The sequence below is a fragment of the Pseudooceanicola sp. NS-SX9 genome (assembly GCF_057380705.1).
Window position 1 is genome coordinate 37,421 of record NZ_JBXXRN010000009.1, and the last position, 14,564, is coordinate 51,984.

Genomic DNA, 14,564 nt, shown 5'->3' on the forward strand with positions numbered 1-14,564 from the left:
GCGCCAGCACATCTGGGGAATTTTGATCCAGCATTTACAGACGCATCTCGTCCGGCAGCAATCCGCCATAATTCTTCTTCCAATTGAAGTAGGTCGCCTGGCTGATCCCCGCCTTGCGGCAGGTCTCCGCAACGGGTGTTCCCTGCTCGCCCTGCTTCAGGATGAACGCCTTCTGTGCCTCCGTGAACTTCGATGCCTTCATGCGTTTCCGCTCCTCGCCCAGCCAGGAAAGCCTAGCCGAAAACTCCAGCTTCAAACGGTCCAGTTTTCAGTAACCGGTGTCTGTAGCCCACGTTGCCGTGTGTGGCGTCGATTGCGAAGTGATACGCATCTCATGATGGGGAGTGCGTTTCGCAATGTGCGCGATCAGATCGTTTCTCAATTCTCTGGGCGTCGAGGTCCATGCCTCGGGTCATCGGCGCTGGCCGGATGGGGCCAAGGCCCGTGCGGTTTCGGAAACGCTGAAGCCCGGCGTGACTGTGAACTCCGTGGCCGAGCGGTACGGCAGCTCCGCGTGCTGGTCGACATCCGGCCGAAGTATGCCTGTCGGATCTGCACGGACGGGGTCACTCAGGCTGTCGCAGCGCCCTGGCTGATCGAAGGCGGGATGCCGACCGAGGGCGCCATCGCGCACGTCCTGGTGTCCAAGTTCGCGGACCACCTGCCATTTTACAGGCAAAGCCAGATCCTTGCCCGCTCCGACATCCAGATCGACCGCAGCACCTTGGCGGACTGGGCGGGCACAGCCGCGTTCCACCTCGGCCCCGTGGTCGACCGGCTGACCGAACACCTGAAAGGATCGACCAAGCTGTTCATGGACGAAACCACCGCCCCAGTGCTGGACCCCGGTCGGGGCAAGACCAAGACCGGCTACCTCTGGGCTCTGGCGCGTGATGACCGCGGTTGGGGCGGAGAGGATCCGCCCGGTGTCGTCTTCACCTACCATCCCAGCCGCGCAGGCGCGCACGCGGAACAGATCCTGCAGGGCTTCGACGGAATCCTGCAATTGGACGGCTACACCGGTTACGATCGGTTGACGCGCCCCTCCCGCAAGGGCGGCGCGCCGATCACGGTCGCGCATTGCTGGGCACACGGTCGCCGGAAGCTGAAGGAGGTCTTCGACCGGGATGGATCCGAGATCGCTGCCGAGGGACTGCGCCGGATTGCCGAGCTCTACCGCATCGAGGCCGAGATCCGCGGCATGGGCCCCGGTCAGCGCCTGTCGGCCCGCCAGACCCGCAGCGTGCCCCTCGTGGCCGAGTTCGGTGATTGGCTGCAGGCACAACGCCTGCGTATCTCGGCCAAGTCGCGGCTGGGTGAAAAGCTGACCTACATCCATCGCCACTGGGGCGGACTGCAGACCTTCCTCCACGACGGTCGCATCGAAATCGACTCAAACGCCATCGAGAACCTGATCCGGCCGATCGCCTTGACGAGAAAGAATGCCCTCTTTGCAGGACATGACGAGGGCGGTCGTACCTGGGCCCGCATCGCCTCCCTGATCGCCACCGCGAAGGTCAATGGCGTGGAACCCTTCGCTTATCTGAAGGCGACCCTCGAAGCGATCGCCGCCGGTCATCCGGCCAGACAGATCGACGAGCTCCTGCCATGGAACTTCACCCCGTCAAGCTGAACACGCGTGGGGCGGAAACACCGGTTACAGTTTTCAGGGGGCAGAGCACTCTGATCACGATGGCGGGCTGGCTGCGCAAGCCGAAGGCAAGGGTGCTGATCCATTCCGATCAGGGCAGCCAATTCACCAGCATGGATTGGGTTGCGTTTCTGCGCGCCCACAACCTTGAGTACTCCATGAGCCGCCGTGGCAATTGCCATGATAGCGCAGTCGCCGAGAGCTTTTACAATCTGCTCAAACGCGAACGGATCAGGCGCAGAACCTACCGGACGCGCGAAGACGCAAGGCAGGACGTGTTCGATTACATCGAGATGTTCTACAACCCGAAGCGCAAGCATGCGAGGAACGGGATGCTGTCGCCCGCAAAGTTCGAGCGGCAGCAGATGATGAAACGCGAAGGCGTCTAAGAAACTCGGGGCTATTCACACAGCGTATGCAAGGTGCGTTGCAGAAATCTTAAAAGCCGCTCTCATAATCCGCAGCTTCTCTCATCCTAGCAAAGTAAAACCTGATCAACCAAAGGTTGACCAGGCTACAAAAACAGATATCAAATCTCGCCCCAAAAGCAAAAGGCAGGACCAGATTAATTCGTAGTAGAAGTGGAGGTGCTGCCAGTCGTCGTGATACCAGATCCACCCTTGCATGCACCTGCCGCCAAGCACACAACCAGAGCGCCGGAACCACCCATCATGCCCAGCTCTGCGACGTTGTCCTCCGTGGCATTGTACGCATGGTTGACCGCACCATTCACAGCCAGAGCCACCTCACTAGGGTTGATGGTCGGATTAGACTTCTGACCCGTCGTCGGCTCGGCGGCGCTAGCCAAGCTTGGTGCAAGCACACAGGCGAAAAGGGCAGCTGCTGAAATTTTCTTCATGGCCACAAAAGCCTCCACATAGGGGTTCACGTTTTACTTCACTAAGTTAATCCGGGATCCCGCCCAAATACCGGACTTTTGGCAGAAGCCCCACTCTTCTTCTCATAACAGATTCGCACCAAAAGTTAACTAAACATTGAATACTCTCACCCTAAAATAGAGACGTATACGTACAGTTTGCCTTTGGAGATCGTGATCTTCCTTCCAAAATAACATATTTACAAACGTTTTCAATGAAATAACTGCAAATGATCGCAAATACACTTCTTAAGGGCGTTGTTGCACAAAGGGGCGAGGGATTCAGCTCGCGAATCCAATGTAGTAGCCGGAAGGTATGAGCAGACCTCCGAAGACGACCTACAAGACCACCAACTGGCAAAACTACAATCAGGCGCTGAGGCAGCGCGGATCACTGACCGTTTGGTTCGATCCCTCGATGCATTGGGAAGCCATTCCGTCGGGGCGTCGCGGCCGTCAGCAGGCCTATAGCGACGCTGCGATCCAGGCCTGCCTCACCCTCAAGACACTCCTCGGGCTGCCGCTCCGCCAAGGCGTGCCGTTGTCCGCCATTGGTCCGAGGACAATGGCACGCGGTTTCGTGGCGAGCCTGCTCGAACTGTCCGGGCTCGGCTGGTCCGTGCCGGACTTCAGCACTCTGTCACGTCGCCAGAAGACCTTGAACGTGACGATCCCGTATCGCGGTTCCAAGGGGCCGCTGCATCTGCTCGTGGACAGCACCGACATCAAGGTGGAAGGCGAAGGCGAGTGGCACACGCGCAAGCATGGCGGCTCGAAACGAAGGGTCTGGCGCAAGCTCCACCTCGGGATCGATGAGGAAACGCTGGAGATCCGGGCAGTCGAGGTCACCTCCAGCAATGTCGGCGACGCGCCGATGCTGCCGGACCTGCTTGCCCAGCTGCCCCCGGATCAGGAGATTGCCACCGTTACAGCAGACGGTGCCTACGACACGCGCGCCTGCCACGACGCCATCGCTGACCGCGGTGCGGCAGCAATCATTCCGCCCCGCCGCAACGCGAGACCCTGGAAGCCGGACACGGCAGGAGCCCGAGCGCGCAACGAGATACTGCGGACGTCAAAGCATCTTGGCCGGGCGCTGTGGCGGAACTGGAGCGGCTACCACCGACGTAGCAGAGTGGAAACGAAAATGAACTGCGTAAAGCTACTCGGACAGAAGCTGATGTCCCGCGACTTCGACCGCCAGGTTGCCGAAGTTCAGATCCGTGCGGCGGTAATGAACCGCTTCACTGCCCTCGGCATCCCGGTCACCGTGGCACTGGGATAAGTGTGTCCGGAGAAAGGGGAACTGCGGTCATCATCTGATTTGTGCAACAGCGCCCTTCTTAAGTGTTACGCACGCCATCCTTTAGGTTAGGTCGGACTATGTGTCCACTTAACCTTCTTTCCGTGCTATTTGGGGAAAGGAGGATCGGCTCATGGATCAGTCGACGAAAGGAAAGGCTCCGCGGAAGCGGGATGCGGATACCAAGCTTGCTCAGAACCGGCTGAGCGTCCTGGAGCTAGGGTTCAGACTTCGGTAACGGGTCCTCGTCCGTCAAGCGATTTCGCTGAACAGAACCAATCGTAAGCGCCACGCTGCTCCCCTCCTGCTATGTTGACGTCGGCTGTGAGAGTCCTGCTGCCGAGACGAGGCAGGATTGGACGGCAAAATGGGCGGCTCGACGGATGGCTATGCGGGCACGATCGAGGTTCTGGAGGGGCGGTCTGGCCGCCGTCTTCGGAGCGAGGCTGAACGGGCCCGGATCGCGGCCGAGAGCTTGGTGCCCGGGGTAAGGGTTTCGGACGTCGCCCGTCGGCACGGGGTGACGCGCTGGCAGGTCTATGATTGGCGCAAGAAGCTTGCGTCTGGCCAGCTCGCGCTTGCTTCCGAGACGGCGTCGGAGCCGATGTTCGCGTCGCTTGTCGTTGAGCCCCCTTCTACGCCGGCGACCGATGGGTGCGACGGTTCGTGAGGCGAGGTCGTGCCTGATGGAGCTGGAATTGGATGGTGTCATCCTGCGGGTGCGTTCCGATATCGACGAGGCGCAGCTGACCCGGACGATCCGTGCCGTCCGGGCGGCGTTGCAATGATCTCGCCGAGCGGCGACCTGCGCGTCTACGTTGCCACGCGCCCGGTCGACTTCCGCAAAGGCATCGACGGGCTGGCGCTGGCCATCCAGGAGACGCTCGGCCTCGACCCGTTCAGCGGTGCGGCCTTCGTGTTCCGGGCCAAGCGTGCGGACCGGATCAAGGTGCTGGTCTGGGACCAGACCGGAATTGTCCTGGTGCACAAGCGGCTCGAGGGGGCGAAGTTCGTCTGGCCCCGGGTGCAGGATGGCGTGATGAAGATGTCTCCGGCCCAGTTTGCCGCCCTGTTCGAGGGCCTCGACTGGCGGCTTGTCCGTCCCGAGCGTGTCCGGCGGCCTGAGCTGGCGGGATAGCTGCGGCTGAATGACTCGGGCGCTCTTTGACGATGGCGGCGCCAGGGGCCATGTGCCAGAATCCGGTCATGACCGACACTGCCCTGGCAGAAGAGAATGCTCGCCTGAAGGCGCGCCTCGCGGAAACCGAGGCGGCGCTGGCGGATGCGGTCGAGGCCCAGCGGCGGCTGGAGAGCATCGTCGGCGAGTTGCGCCGCGAGAAGTTCGGCCCCGGTCGGAGAAGCTCGACCCCGAGCAGTTCAACCTGCCGCCCGAGGATGTCGAGGTCGCGCAGGGCGTCCTGGAGGCGGCGCAGGAGAGGGCGCGGCGGGCGCTAAAGGGCGACAGCCCCGCCGAACGCAGCACCCCCAACCGCAACCGTGGGCATCTTCCAAAGCATCTGCCTCGGATCGAGCGGGTCATCGAGCCTGCGAGCACGCCGTGTCCCTGTGGGTGCAGTGAGATGGCCAGGATCGGCGAAGACGTCTCCGAACGTCTCGATGTCGTGCCCGCCCAGTCGACGTCAACATGGCAGGAGGGGAGCAGCGTGGCGCTTACCGTTCATTACAACACCGAGCGTCCCCATTTGGGCTATCGCAACATGGGACGGGGGCCCATCGAAACCGTCATGTCTTTCGTAAGCCAAGAAGATTAAGTGGACAGCTTACGCTTTAGGGCATGCCGCCAAGGAAGGCCCTGACAGAGGACCGCAATCGATCACCTGCCGAGGAAGGTTGGAAACCTCTTGCATAACGGACGGCAACCACAGAGGTGCCTACGGTCCACTTAACCGGCTATTCGCCGGCAGTCACATAGCCCGCCGGTTCCCCTTCGGTCTTGGCCGATCGCCTGGCAATGATGTACCGCAACAGCGCATAAGTCAGCAGGAATGCCAAGATACGGATCATGAAGCGCACGATCCCTTGCGACACGTTCGCATTGGTCAGCTCCGTCATGCTCATGACGCTGATATAGTACAGAACTGGGACCAAGGGCGACACGGTTAGAACCGGCAGGAAAGTGTTCGCGGTCAGACGCAGCGCATAGCCAAAACCGAAGCTGATTAGCAAGAAGCCGGCCAGCCCGAAATTCATGTAGCCTTCGCCCATCACAGAGGTTGGCGTGCCGGTCCGGATCACCCGCTTCTGATAGATTTCTCCCTTAATCCGTTTGCCCAAGGCTGTGTCGGGCTTGTTGGGCCAGACTGAACGTGGAATCGGGGCGAACAGCCAAGTCATCATCGTGCTGCCAAGCTGGTAGTCCATACGCTTGGGAACCGAGAAAATGACTGCCGAGGTACTGGCGATGGCCAGGCCATTACCGCTTTCGGGCAGGGCCGTCAGAGGGTTCTGGAAAGCGCTATCGCCACCAGCCTGGGCGCTGGTGCGGAGCCCCGTCATCAAACCGAAGAGCGACAGGACAATCAGCATCAGCATCAGGATCTGAGACCACCGCAGTGCGCGATACGCGGTGTAGACAAACATCAGCCCGAAAAGCGTATTGATCAGTTCTCCCCTGCGGCTGGCCACGAAGGGCAGGAAAATAGCTAGCATGAAAACGAACAGCAGCAGGATTTTGACCCCTGGCCTCAGCTTCGGCTGAAGGCGCAGATAATAGGCCTGCATGATCAACAGAAGGAAGTTCGATACATAAGTCAGGATCATGACGTAGCCGCCGCCCGAATAGACGACCTCGCCGCCACTTGCGATCTCGATGGCACGCTTCTTGCCGATCGAGGACAGGCTGAAACCACCTGTGCTCTTCATGTAAAGGATGATGGACAGCAGCGATACGACAACACCGATGATCAGGCCAAGCTTCAACCCCGCATCAGAAAAGCGGGAAGTATCGGGCAGCACTCGTTCGATCGCGATGCGGCGCTCACACGCACAGTACCCCACGCTGAGCAACAGAAGTGACACGACCATGTAGCATGATCCGAGCGCATAATCTCCTACATCCCAGTCCGCCATGATATAGGTACGCCGCGAACTGTCGCCGAAGCCCAACATAAGACTACCCAGAACTGTGCCGATGAAGATGGCGATCAGGACGAAGTTCATCGGATCCGTGATCCGGATCGGACGTGACATCAGCGACGGCAGCCCCAGAAGTGCGGTCAGGGAAAGTTGCCCCATACCCAGCAACATCCACCTTGGGTCTCCGGGAAACAGCAGGAAGCAAAATAGTGCAGCCACCAGACCATAGAGGCTGAGAACCTTATATACGGTGTTGAATTCAAGGGATTGGCGGACCTGCATCGTCTCTGCTCCGCGCCTGTGCCAGGCAAAAATGTTTGGTGCTAAGGTCGTGCAAGTCGTGCATTTCCATCGCAAATATCACGGTAGACTGCTGCCATCTGTCGACCAATAACAGGCCAGGCGCATTCCCTATGTATAAATTCGGCAGCGGCCTCAGCACAAGCCAACGCGGCCAATGGATTGTCAAAGGCGGCTATGAGCCGTGCCGCGATGGACGTCGGATCCGGCTCCGCCAAAAATCCCGTCAGATTGTCTTGGATGATGTCGGGTAGATCCTTCTCACCCCATGAGGGCATCAAGGCGGCCACCGCCCGCGTGCTGTCGACCACTTGGCAGCGCTGCCGTGTGGGGCTGTTGAAAAAGCGGTCCAAGAACAGTCGCGACGGTTCATCGGCCAACAATGTCGAACGATGGGGTCCGGATCATGCCAAGGCGGCCCGTGGCGCCACTCGACGACCGGAGGACATTTCTGACGTGTCGCCGAAGGGCGCAAAGCACATAGAGGATGAAGGCGGTGGCCAGCCGTTTCAGGTTTATCGCCGCCGCCGTAAGGAAGGCCTGGATCCGCATGTTCTGCAGGCCGCGACGGACTGCGCGTGCGAGGCCGTGCCACGCCTTCGCTTCGCCATGGTAACCCTCAGAACGCCAGCGGTGCCGCTGGTAAAGATAGCGATCCTCGTCGGAGCAAGGCACACTCGGGGTCGATGGCAGGACGGCCCGCGCCAGGCATGTATACTTCGGCTACCTCATCATGAAGCCATGACAACTCGAGCACGCGGTCGACTCGAGCCAGCACATGATCGTCGGGAACAAGGTCGCGAAGCGACCCGCACAGCACGAATCCAATCGAGCGCCTGAACGGCGAGATCAAGCGGCGCACCGATGTCGTCGGGATTTTCCCGAACGAAGCCTCGATCCGCCGTCTCGTCGGCGCCATCCTGATGGAGCAAACCGAGGAATGGACCGTGCAGCGCGGAAGATACCTGACACTGGAAACGCTGGCCCCAGTCTGCGATGATGTCCCGGTCAGCCTGCCTGCGGCGCAGCGCGACTGACCAACTCGGCCCGCCTTTGAGCGCGAGGCCCGCCGCAAGCTACACCATCAGTTGGGACAGCATCCGCGGGCCGTCTGGGCCTTGCTGAGAAACGGGACTGGCTACGACGCGGCGCGCGCCGCTTGAGAACCGCGGGGCGATCTGCGCCCCAAACGAGATGGTGAGGTGCAAGGTGAGATGATGGCCATCTGACGGACAAGCTGCCGGGATACCCTGTTCGGACCGGAGCGCTTTGAGCGCGTGCCATTGATCGGGATCCATAGCAGCCAAGCGGACTTTCATCAGGGCGCACAGCCACCGTGCTGTAGACAGACGCCGAATAAATGGCCGCAAGCGACCAGATGCCAAAGTACCACGAAAAGCCCTTGCCACGCGGGAGCCATCCATAAATGGTCCGAGCGACATTGGCGAGCGGCCAAGTAGACGCGAACGCCGGTGCCCGGACCGATCATGCCGCTTCCTCCGCACGGATCAGCCGGGTCAGCGCCTCGCCATCCATGCTGCTGTCGAAACGGAGGCAGCGACTATTGGAAATTCGTAGCTCCACAAGGACCGGCCGAAAGGGTGCAGGGGAGTGTGCGGGTTCGGAATGCGGCCCGAAGTCGACCGGCAGAAAAACCGCGCCCAGATCCGGCGACCAAAGCCCCTTCTTCTTCAGGTCACGACGCCAGCCATAGATCTGCGACCGCGTGAACTCGTGCCGTTGGGCAACCTGCGTGACCGAGGCCCCGCCAACACCCACCTCGAGCACGATCTCGAGCTTCTCGTCATCACTCCACCACCGGCGCCGCTCAACGCCCAGAACTTCGACCAGCATGGCCTCTCCCGCTAAGACACGTGCATAACTACGTCTTTATGCACGTGTCTTAGCTCGCCCAGCCTTCGTCAGGCAGGCGGCTACAATTGACGTCACCTTCCCCCATCTTCAACAGATGGGAGGTGAAGCCATGCCCCCTGCCGCGCGCTTGATCTGGGTGAAGACCTATCAACGGACCGGGGACGCCGGGACTGACATGCCGGCGCTGTGGCGTGTCGTGCCCGACGCTCCGGAAATGGTGGTGCCGCTATGAGGCCGGATTGGTGGACCAGAGCCGCCAGCCGCAACATCGACGCTCGCCTTCCTCGATCAGGTGGTGGAGGAAATGCCGTTCTCCATTCAGCTCATCCAGACGGACCGAGGCTAGGAATTTTTCGCCTACAAGGGCCAGCAGCAGCTCCGTGACTGGCGGATCAAGCACCACTTACAAAAGTCATAGATGTATGGTGATGTGGGCTGGTCCGGCAACCGATCTACGCTGTCGGTTTTTGCCAGACCATGCTTCTACCCCTACAATTGGAGAGAGTATGGAGAGGTGGAAACCGGGGATACAGGTACCCAAAAGGATAGGTCTCCGGCGCATTCGGCTGGGTGTAAGCATCCGGCGTAGGCCGCGGTCATGCAGCGCGTCGGCTCTCGGAGGATCGCCAATTCCAGGGTAGAAGGTCTGGAACCCGAGATGCTGTCGTATTGGGAAGCCTGGCCAGGACATCAGCAAGCCAAGCCTGCGGATCGACGTCGTTCATCTTGGCCGTGACGATCAGGGAGTACATGAATGCCGCCCTGTCACCGCCCCGCTCGGAGCCGGCAAAGAGCCAGGATTTTCTCCCCAGTGCGATACCGCGAAGCGCGCGTTCGGCCGCATTGTTCGTCAGGCAGATCCGGCCGTCCTCAAGGAAGAGCGTGAAGGCATCCCATCGGTCCTTCTTGAACATGTAGGCGATCGCCTTGGCGACGGGGTTGTGCTTCGACATGGTTCCCTGCTCGGCGCGCATCCAGTCATGCAGGTCCTCGACCAGGGGACGCACCAGCCGGTGCCGGGCGTCGAGCCTGCTGGGGATGTCCAGACCGTTGATCTGGCGCTCGACATCGAAGATGGCGTCGATCTTCTTCACGGCTTCAAGGGCGACAGGCGATATGTCGTATGTGGGCTTCTTCTGGCGTGCCTTCTCCTTGATGTCGGCAAGCTCGAAGAACTTCCGCCGGGCGTGGCTCCAACAGAGAGCACTGAGCACCGGGCCCGGATCACGGTCACTGCGATACAGGTCGTTGTAGCCGCCATAGGCGTCGGCCTGAAGAACGCCCTGCCACCCTGCAAGATGCCGGTTCGGATGGCCGAGTTCGCCGTTCCTTGTCGCCGCCAGACCGTGAGGAGAGACCGCGAGATCCCATGCCGCCGCGCCGTCGCGGCGCCCTGACGCTTCCCCAGATAGCTTTCCTTCACGACCCGTACCTTGTCCGCATCGCTCCAGGGTCGCTGACGCGGAACATCTTCGGCGCCAAGGATCTCGATCTCTGGAGTGAACTTAAGGTCGGCCATAGGTCGGACTTAGCACCAAAGCCACATCCGGGTCAGACGGCTCTCGCCGGAGGCGTACGATCCGCCCGACCAAGGGCGAACGGATCATGTTGGCTGTCAGGTCATTTCAGCCTGAGGGGCGCGCCTAGAGATAGCTGGCGGAAATCGGGTCCTTGCGAAGCTCTTCCTCCAGCTTGGCCCGGGTTTGTGCGCTCAGGCTGTCGTCCATCTTACGAGCCGTCGGCAGGACCAGTGCCTTCAGCTTGTCGCGCAGGCCCGTCGGGATCAGCGGCTTGATCCCGAACAGATACAGCCGCGAGCTGGAGAACCGCTGTGCCAGGGATCCCTCCAGCACCACGCGCTTGCCTTCCGACTTGTTCCGGTGGGTTTCATCCGGAGCGGCTGTGGGGGCAGAAAGGCCCAGGAAGGCGCAGATCCGGGCCATCTCGGTGGGACGGTCGGCCAGATAATCCTCGAACCGCACGAGCAGGATCTTCTCCTCGCCGAAGGCGGCCTTCCAGGGATCCAGCTGCCAGGAATAGCGGCTGTAGGACAGGTATTGAGGATCTTCCAGGACTGCCTGGTTCATCGGCCGGTTTTCCATCTCCAGCCCCCAGAGATGGTGGTACTGGCTGACCACCCGTTTCACCGGATGGCGGGTCATGTAGATGATCTTGATGTCGGGTCCCAACAGGCGCAGTGCCGTGTCGGCAACGCCCTCATAGGTGGGGCGCTTGGCATAGGCGGTCGAGGCATCGCCGACCAGCATCCCGGCCGGGCATCCAGCGTATTTGCGTTCGTATTCGCGCAACCGCTCGGGAGTTTCGATCGCGGGATCAACCAGATCCTCGGGTTCCTTCTGCGGCGGCAGCCAGACACCGGGGACCGACAGCAGATCCTCGTACAGGGTGGTGGTTCCGGCCTTCATGGCCCCGATGATGAGAAAATTCGGCAGGGTCATGCGATATCCGAAACCAGGCGGGAATAGACGTCTTGGGCGGCACGGTAGACGGAATCCGTCTTCAGCGCGGTGATCTGCTCATCCGAGACCTGCTTGAGCGCCACCTGCTCGGCGTCGAAATGGTTTGGGTTGGACTGAGAGACCGCCTGCTTGTCCGGCCGGATCTTGGCGGCGCGGGCATCCATCAGGGCAAAGACCGCGGCCTCTTGTTCGGGGTCCTTAGGATCGAAGGGGTTCAGCGGCAGGCCGAAACGGTCCCGCATGGTGGCCAGGACTGCATCGATACGCTTGGTGACATCCTCGAACGAGGCGAACAGCAGCTTGTCGCGCGGCTGCTTCAGCACGGTTTCGTAGAACAGCACATATTCATGGTAGGCCTCGCGCGCGGTCATGTTGCGCGTGCCCATGGCCAGCAGAGAGCGCACCGCCGGATCGGGCGCACGGTAGAGGACCACCGTCGGGATCCCAAGGCGCAGGCCATAGATCACATGCGCCGAGGCATGGGAATGGTGCGCCATCTTCAGCGGACGATCCGCGGCATGGCGGATGGCCATTTCCGCCCAGGTGTTGCCGCAGCGCGGATAGCCTTCCAGGATCAGCTCTGTGCCGGCACCTGCCACTGTGTCGCTGCGACGGTAGCGGCGCAGCGGAATATAGAGCTCGGGCATGGTCGAAACGGTCGAGCGCACCCGCCGCAGCACCCTGCGCTTCAGCGACGGCTGGTTTTGCCGGCGCATCCTCTCGATCAGCTCGGGGGTGATCTCCTCTCGCGTGTCGGTATCGGCCATCATCGGGTTCCTGGTTCTGAAACGTCTGAAAAAGCAGGGGTGCCGATGCCCGCAACCAGCCGGTCAAGCTGGCGGGTGTCACGGTCCTGCTGGGTCTGAAATGTCTTGGTCGCCGCTTGGCTGTCACGGGCAAAGCCCGATGGGTCCCGCATCCAGGCGGTGATCAGGGCGCTCGCGCGCGCCGTGAAATCGGCCTCGGGGTAGCACCAGTCATGCCCGTTCAGCTGGCCGGGAATGCAGCCACGCTGCGTGGCCAGCACCGGTTGTCCGGCGGCCAGGGCCTCGTAGATGGTGACCGGAAGGGCTTCGTTGGCATAGAGCGAGGGAAACAGCAGCAGGTCGACCCGGTCGAAGAAGGCAGCCTTGTCGGTCCCACGGACCGGCCCCAGCCAGTGCCGATGCTCCGGATCGCGGGCGCAGAAGGCCTCGACCTCGGTCCGCAGTGCGGGATCGGCGATGGGTCCGGCGATGACGCAGTCCAGATCAGGGAATTCCTTCTGGACGCGCTCGGCGGTTTCCATGAACAGCCCGATCCCCTTGTCCCGGGTGATGTTGCTGAGAAATCCCATGCAACGCAGCGCTTTGCGGGCGCGCGGCTCGGGACGGTCCAGCACGAAGGGCGTGTTGCCCAGCACGTGCATGGGGGCCGGACCGTAATGGCGGCGCAGACCCTCGGCCATGGCATCGCCCAAGACGATATGGCGGGCCTTCGGGCCAAGGACCTTCAGGATGAAGGCCATGCGCCCGTCGCGCTGACCGACGTAGCTGAAGACATGGTGATGCAGCCAAACCTCGGCGAAGAACAGCCGCAACAGCAGAGCCTCGATGCAGTTGAACCAGAGGCCCAGGCTGGAGTCGGGGACGAAATAGCAGATGTGCCGCCCGCGCGAGGCCAACCCGCCGGTGAACAGCGCGGCCAGGAAGCGGCCGTGCTTGCGGAAAGCAAAGGCTGCGCGTCCCTTGGCGTCGGGGTTGCCCACCAGATGTAGCCGCGCGTCGCGCTGCGTGCCGAAGGCCTGGGTCATGCATTGCGTGACCAGGGTCATCCCGTTCGTCGGCGGCGGCACGGCGGCGACGATATGTACCGCGGGCGCTTTCATGTCCCCGTCATCCCTGTTGAGTGCGGCGCGTGATCACGCCTCGGCAATTACATGCAGACCCTGCCCGCCAAGCGGGCAGGGCGTGAAGAGCGGCGCGCAGGACCTGCACGCCGGCCAGGCTCAGGCCTGCTCCAGCGCGTTCTCCAGCCAGTAGGCATAGGTCTGGGTAATGCCTTCCTCCAGCGTCCGGGCCCGGTTCCAGCCCATCGCGTGCAGGGTGGAGCTGTCCATCAGCTTGCGCGGCGTACCATCGGGCTTGGAGCTGTCGAAGACCAGCTCAGCCTCGTAGCCCACGACCTTGGCGATGGTTTCAGCCAGTTCGCGGATCGTCACCTCGACACCCGAGCCGACATTGACGTGATCGTAGCCGGAATATTCCTTCAGCAGGAAGACCAGCGCATCGGCCAGGTCATCGCAGTGCAGGAATTCGCGCAGCGGCGTGCCCGAGCCCCAGAGTTCGACCGAGGCGGCGCCACTTTGCTTTGCCTCATGGAACTTGCGCAGCAGCGCCGGCAGCACATGGCTGGATTTCAGGTCGTAGTTGTCGCCTGGGCCGTAAAGGTTCGTCGGCATGGCCGAGATCCAGTCGCGCCCGTATTGCTTACGATAGGCCTGGCACAGCTTGATGCCGGCGATCTTGGCGATCGCATACCATTCGTTGGTCGGTTCCAGCGGACCAGTCAGAAGGCTGTCCTCGGGGATCGGCTGGGGAGCCATCTTCGGATAGATGCAAGACGAGCCCAGGAACAGGAAACGGTCCACGTCATTGGCATGGGCGGCCTCGACGATATTCGTCTCGATCTGGAGGTTCTGCAGCAGGAAATCGACAGGTCGGGTGTTGTTGGCCAGGATGCCGCCGACCTTGGCGGCCGCCATGACGATGGCATCGGGCTTCACCTCGGCCATCCATTCCTTCACCTGGGCCTGCTGGGTCAGGTCGACAACGTCGCGCCCGGCTGTGATGACCTCGCAGCCCTCCGTTGCAAGGCGGCGCACCACGGCTCCACCCACCATGCCGCGGTGTCCCGCGACCCAAATCTTCTTGCCGGTCAGATCATAGGACATGTCTTCGAAGCCTTCTCGTTGCGATGGGGCAAAGAGGCTGGCAGCAGGTC

At 61.5% G+C, this 14,564-nt stretch carries 11 protein-coding genes and 9 pseudogenes; 9 read left to right on the plus strand and 11 right to left on the minus strand.

All coding sequences use genetic code 11. From position 1 onward, the window contains the following. Positions 1 to 40: 40 nt before the first annotated feature. A pseudogene (locus AC2ITM_RS25085) lies at positions 41 to 202 on the minus strand (transposase); the annotation flags it as partial. A gap of 154 nt (positions 203 to 356) precedes the next feature. Between AC2ITM_RS25085 and AC2ITM_RS25090 the strand changes: the two are divergent. The 7 genes and pseudogenes from AC2ITM_RS25090 to AC2ITM_RS25120 all read left to right on the plus strand — a co-directional run. Then, complete coding sequence (locus tag AC2ITM_RS25090) at positions 357 to 596, plus strand: transposase (RefSeq protein ID WP_486471074.1); 240 nt, start codon at positions 357 to 359, stop codon at positions 594 to 596. Beyond that, a pseudogene (gene tnpC / locus AC2ITM_RS25095) lies at positions 506 to 1,633 on the plus strand (IS66 family transposase); the annotation flags it as partial. The gene AC2ITM_RS25090 and the pseudogene tnpC (AC2ITM_RS25095), both read left to right, overlap by 91 nt. Positions 1,634 to 1,686: 53 nt before the next feature. Further along, a pseudogene (locus AC2ITM_RS25100) lies at positions 1,687 to 2,040 on the plus strand (IS3 family transposase); the annotation flags it as partial. Between the two features lie 804 nt (positions 2,041 to 2,844). Continuing rightward, complete coding sequence (locus tag AC2ITM_RS25105) at positions 2,845 to 3,813, plus strand: IS5 family transposase (RefSeq protein ID WP_486471063.1); 969 nt, start codon at positions 2,845 to 2,847, stop codon at positions 3,811 to 3,813. Between the two features lie 385 nt (positions 3,814 to 4,198). After that, complete coding sequence (locus AC2ITM_RS25110; protein ID WP_486471075.1) at positions 4,199 to 4,501, plus strand: transposase; 303 nt, start codon at positions 4,199 to 4,201, stop codon at positions 4,499 to 4,501. A 114-nt stretch (positions 4,502 to 4,615) separates the two neighbouring features. Then, the gene (tnpB, locus tag AC2ITM_RS25115; protein WP_486471064.1) at positions 4,616 to 4,969 is read left to right on the plus strand and encodes an IS66 family insertion sequence element accessory protein TnpB; all 354 of its coding nucleotides are present in this window, start codon (positions 4,616 to 4,618) and stop codon (positions 4,967 to 4,969) included. Between the two features lie 68 nt (positions 4,970 to 5,037). Next, positions 5,038 to 5,465 (plus strand): annotated as a pseudogene (locus AC2ITM_RS25120) (transposase domain-containing protein); the annotation flags it as partial. A gap of 277 nt (positions 5,466 to 5,742) precedes the next feature. Here the strand turns inward: AC2ITM_RS25120 and AC2ITM_RS25125 are convergent. The 3 genes and pseudogenes from AC2ITM_RS25125 to AC2ITM_RS25135 all read right to left on the minus strand — a co-directional run bounded on the left by AC2ITM_RS25125 (position 5,743) and on the right by AC2ITM_RS25135 (position 8,089). After that, positions 5,743 to 7,209, minus strand: a complete 1,467-nt coding sequence (locus AC2ITM_RS25125; RefSeq protein WP_486471065.1) for an O-antigen polymerase — start codon at positions 7,207 to 7,209, stop codon at positions 5,743 to 5,745. 387 nt (positions 7,210 to 7,596) lie between these two features. Next, positions 7,597 to 7,893: pseudogene (locus tag AC2ITM_RS25130) on the minus strand (transposase); the annotation flags it as partial. Then, the gene (locus tag AC2ITM_RS25135) at positions 7,847 to 8,089 is read right to left on the minus strand and encodes a transposase (RefSeq protein WP_486471076.1); all 243 of its coding nucleotides are present in this window, start codon (positions 8,087 to 8,089) and stop codon (positions 7,847 to 7,849) included. The gene AC2ITM_RS25135 and the pseudogene AC2ITM_RS25130, both read right to left, overlap by 47 nt. Here AC2ITM_RS25135 and AC2ITM_RS25140 point away from each other — a divergent pair. Continuing rightward, positions 8,028 to 8,264: pseudogene (locus AC2ITM_RS25140) on the plus strand (transposase); the annotation flags it as partial. The gene AC2ITM_RS25135 and the pseudogene AC2ITM_RS25140 overlap by 62 nt on opposite strands. Positions 8,265 to 8,712: 448 nt before the next feature. Here the strand turns inward: AC2ITM_RS25140 and tnpA are convergent. Next, entirely contained in the window at positions 8,713 to 9,081 is a 369-nt protein-coding gene (tnpA, locus tag AC2ITM_RS25145; RefSeq protein ID WP_486471066.1) for an IS66-like element accessory protein TnpA, read from the minus strand. Positions 9,082 to 9,211: 130 nt separating this feature from the next. Here tnpA and AC2ITM_RS25150 point away from each other — a divergent pair. After that, a pseudogene (locus AC2ITM_RS25150) lies at positions 9,212 to 9,368 on the plus strand (helix-turn-helix domain-containing protein); the annotation flags it as partial. Positions 9,369 to 9,698: 330 nt separating this feature from the next. On the opposite strand, the pseudogene tnpC (AC2ITM_RS25155) reads toward AC2ITM_RS25150, so the two are convergent. The 6 genes and pseudogenes from tnpC (AC2ITM_RS25155) to fcl form a co-directional block, all read right to left on the minus strand. Beyond that, positions 9,699 to 10,424 (minus strand): annotated as a pseudogene (gene tnpC, locus AC2ITM_RS25155) (IS66 family transposase); the annotation flags it as partial. A gap of 62 nt (positions 10,425 to 10,486) precedes the next feature. Continuing rightward, positions 10,487 to 10,621 (minus strand): annotated as a pseudogene (locus tag AC2ITM_RS25160) (IS66-like element accessory protein TnpA); the annotation flags it as partial. 124 nt (positions 10,622 to 10,745) lie between these two features. After that, positions 10,746 to 11,561 carry a sulfotransferase family protein gene (locus AC2ITM_RS25165; protein ID WP_486471067.1) on the minus strand — a complete coding sequence of 272 codons (816 nt, stop codon included), beginning with the start codon at positions 11,559 to 11,561 and terminating at the stop codon, positions 10,746 to 10,748. Beyond that, complete coding sequence (locus tag AC2ITM_RS25170) at positions 11,558 to 12,349, minus strand: hypothetical protein (RefSeq protein ID WP_486471068.1); 792 nt, start codon at positions 12,347 to 12,349, stop codon at positions 11,558 to 11,560. Before AC2ITM_RS25170 ends, AC2ITM_RS25165 begins: the two co-directional genes overlap by 4 nt. Next, on the minus strand, positions 12,349 to 13,449 hold the full coding sequence (locus AC2ITM_RS25175) for a glycosyltransferase family 4 protein (protein ID WP_486471069.1): 1,101 nt from the start codon (positions 13,447 to 13,449) through the stop codon (positions 12,349 to 12,351). The genes AC2ITM_RS25170 and AC2ITM_RS25175 overlap by 1 nt, the downstream gene beginning before the upstream one ends. Positions 13,450 to 13,569: 120 nt before the next feature. Continuing rightward, positions 13,570 to 14,514, minus strand: coding sequence for a GDP-L-fucose synthase (fcl, locus tag AC2ITM_RS25180; protein WP_486471070.1), 945 nt, complete (start codon positions 14,512 to 14,514; stop codon positions 13,570 to 13,572). Between the last annotated feature and the right edge of the window lie 50 nt (positions 14,515 to 14,564).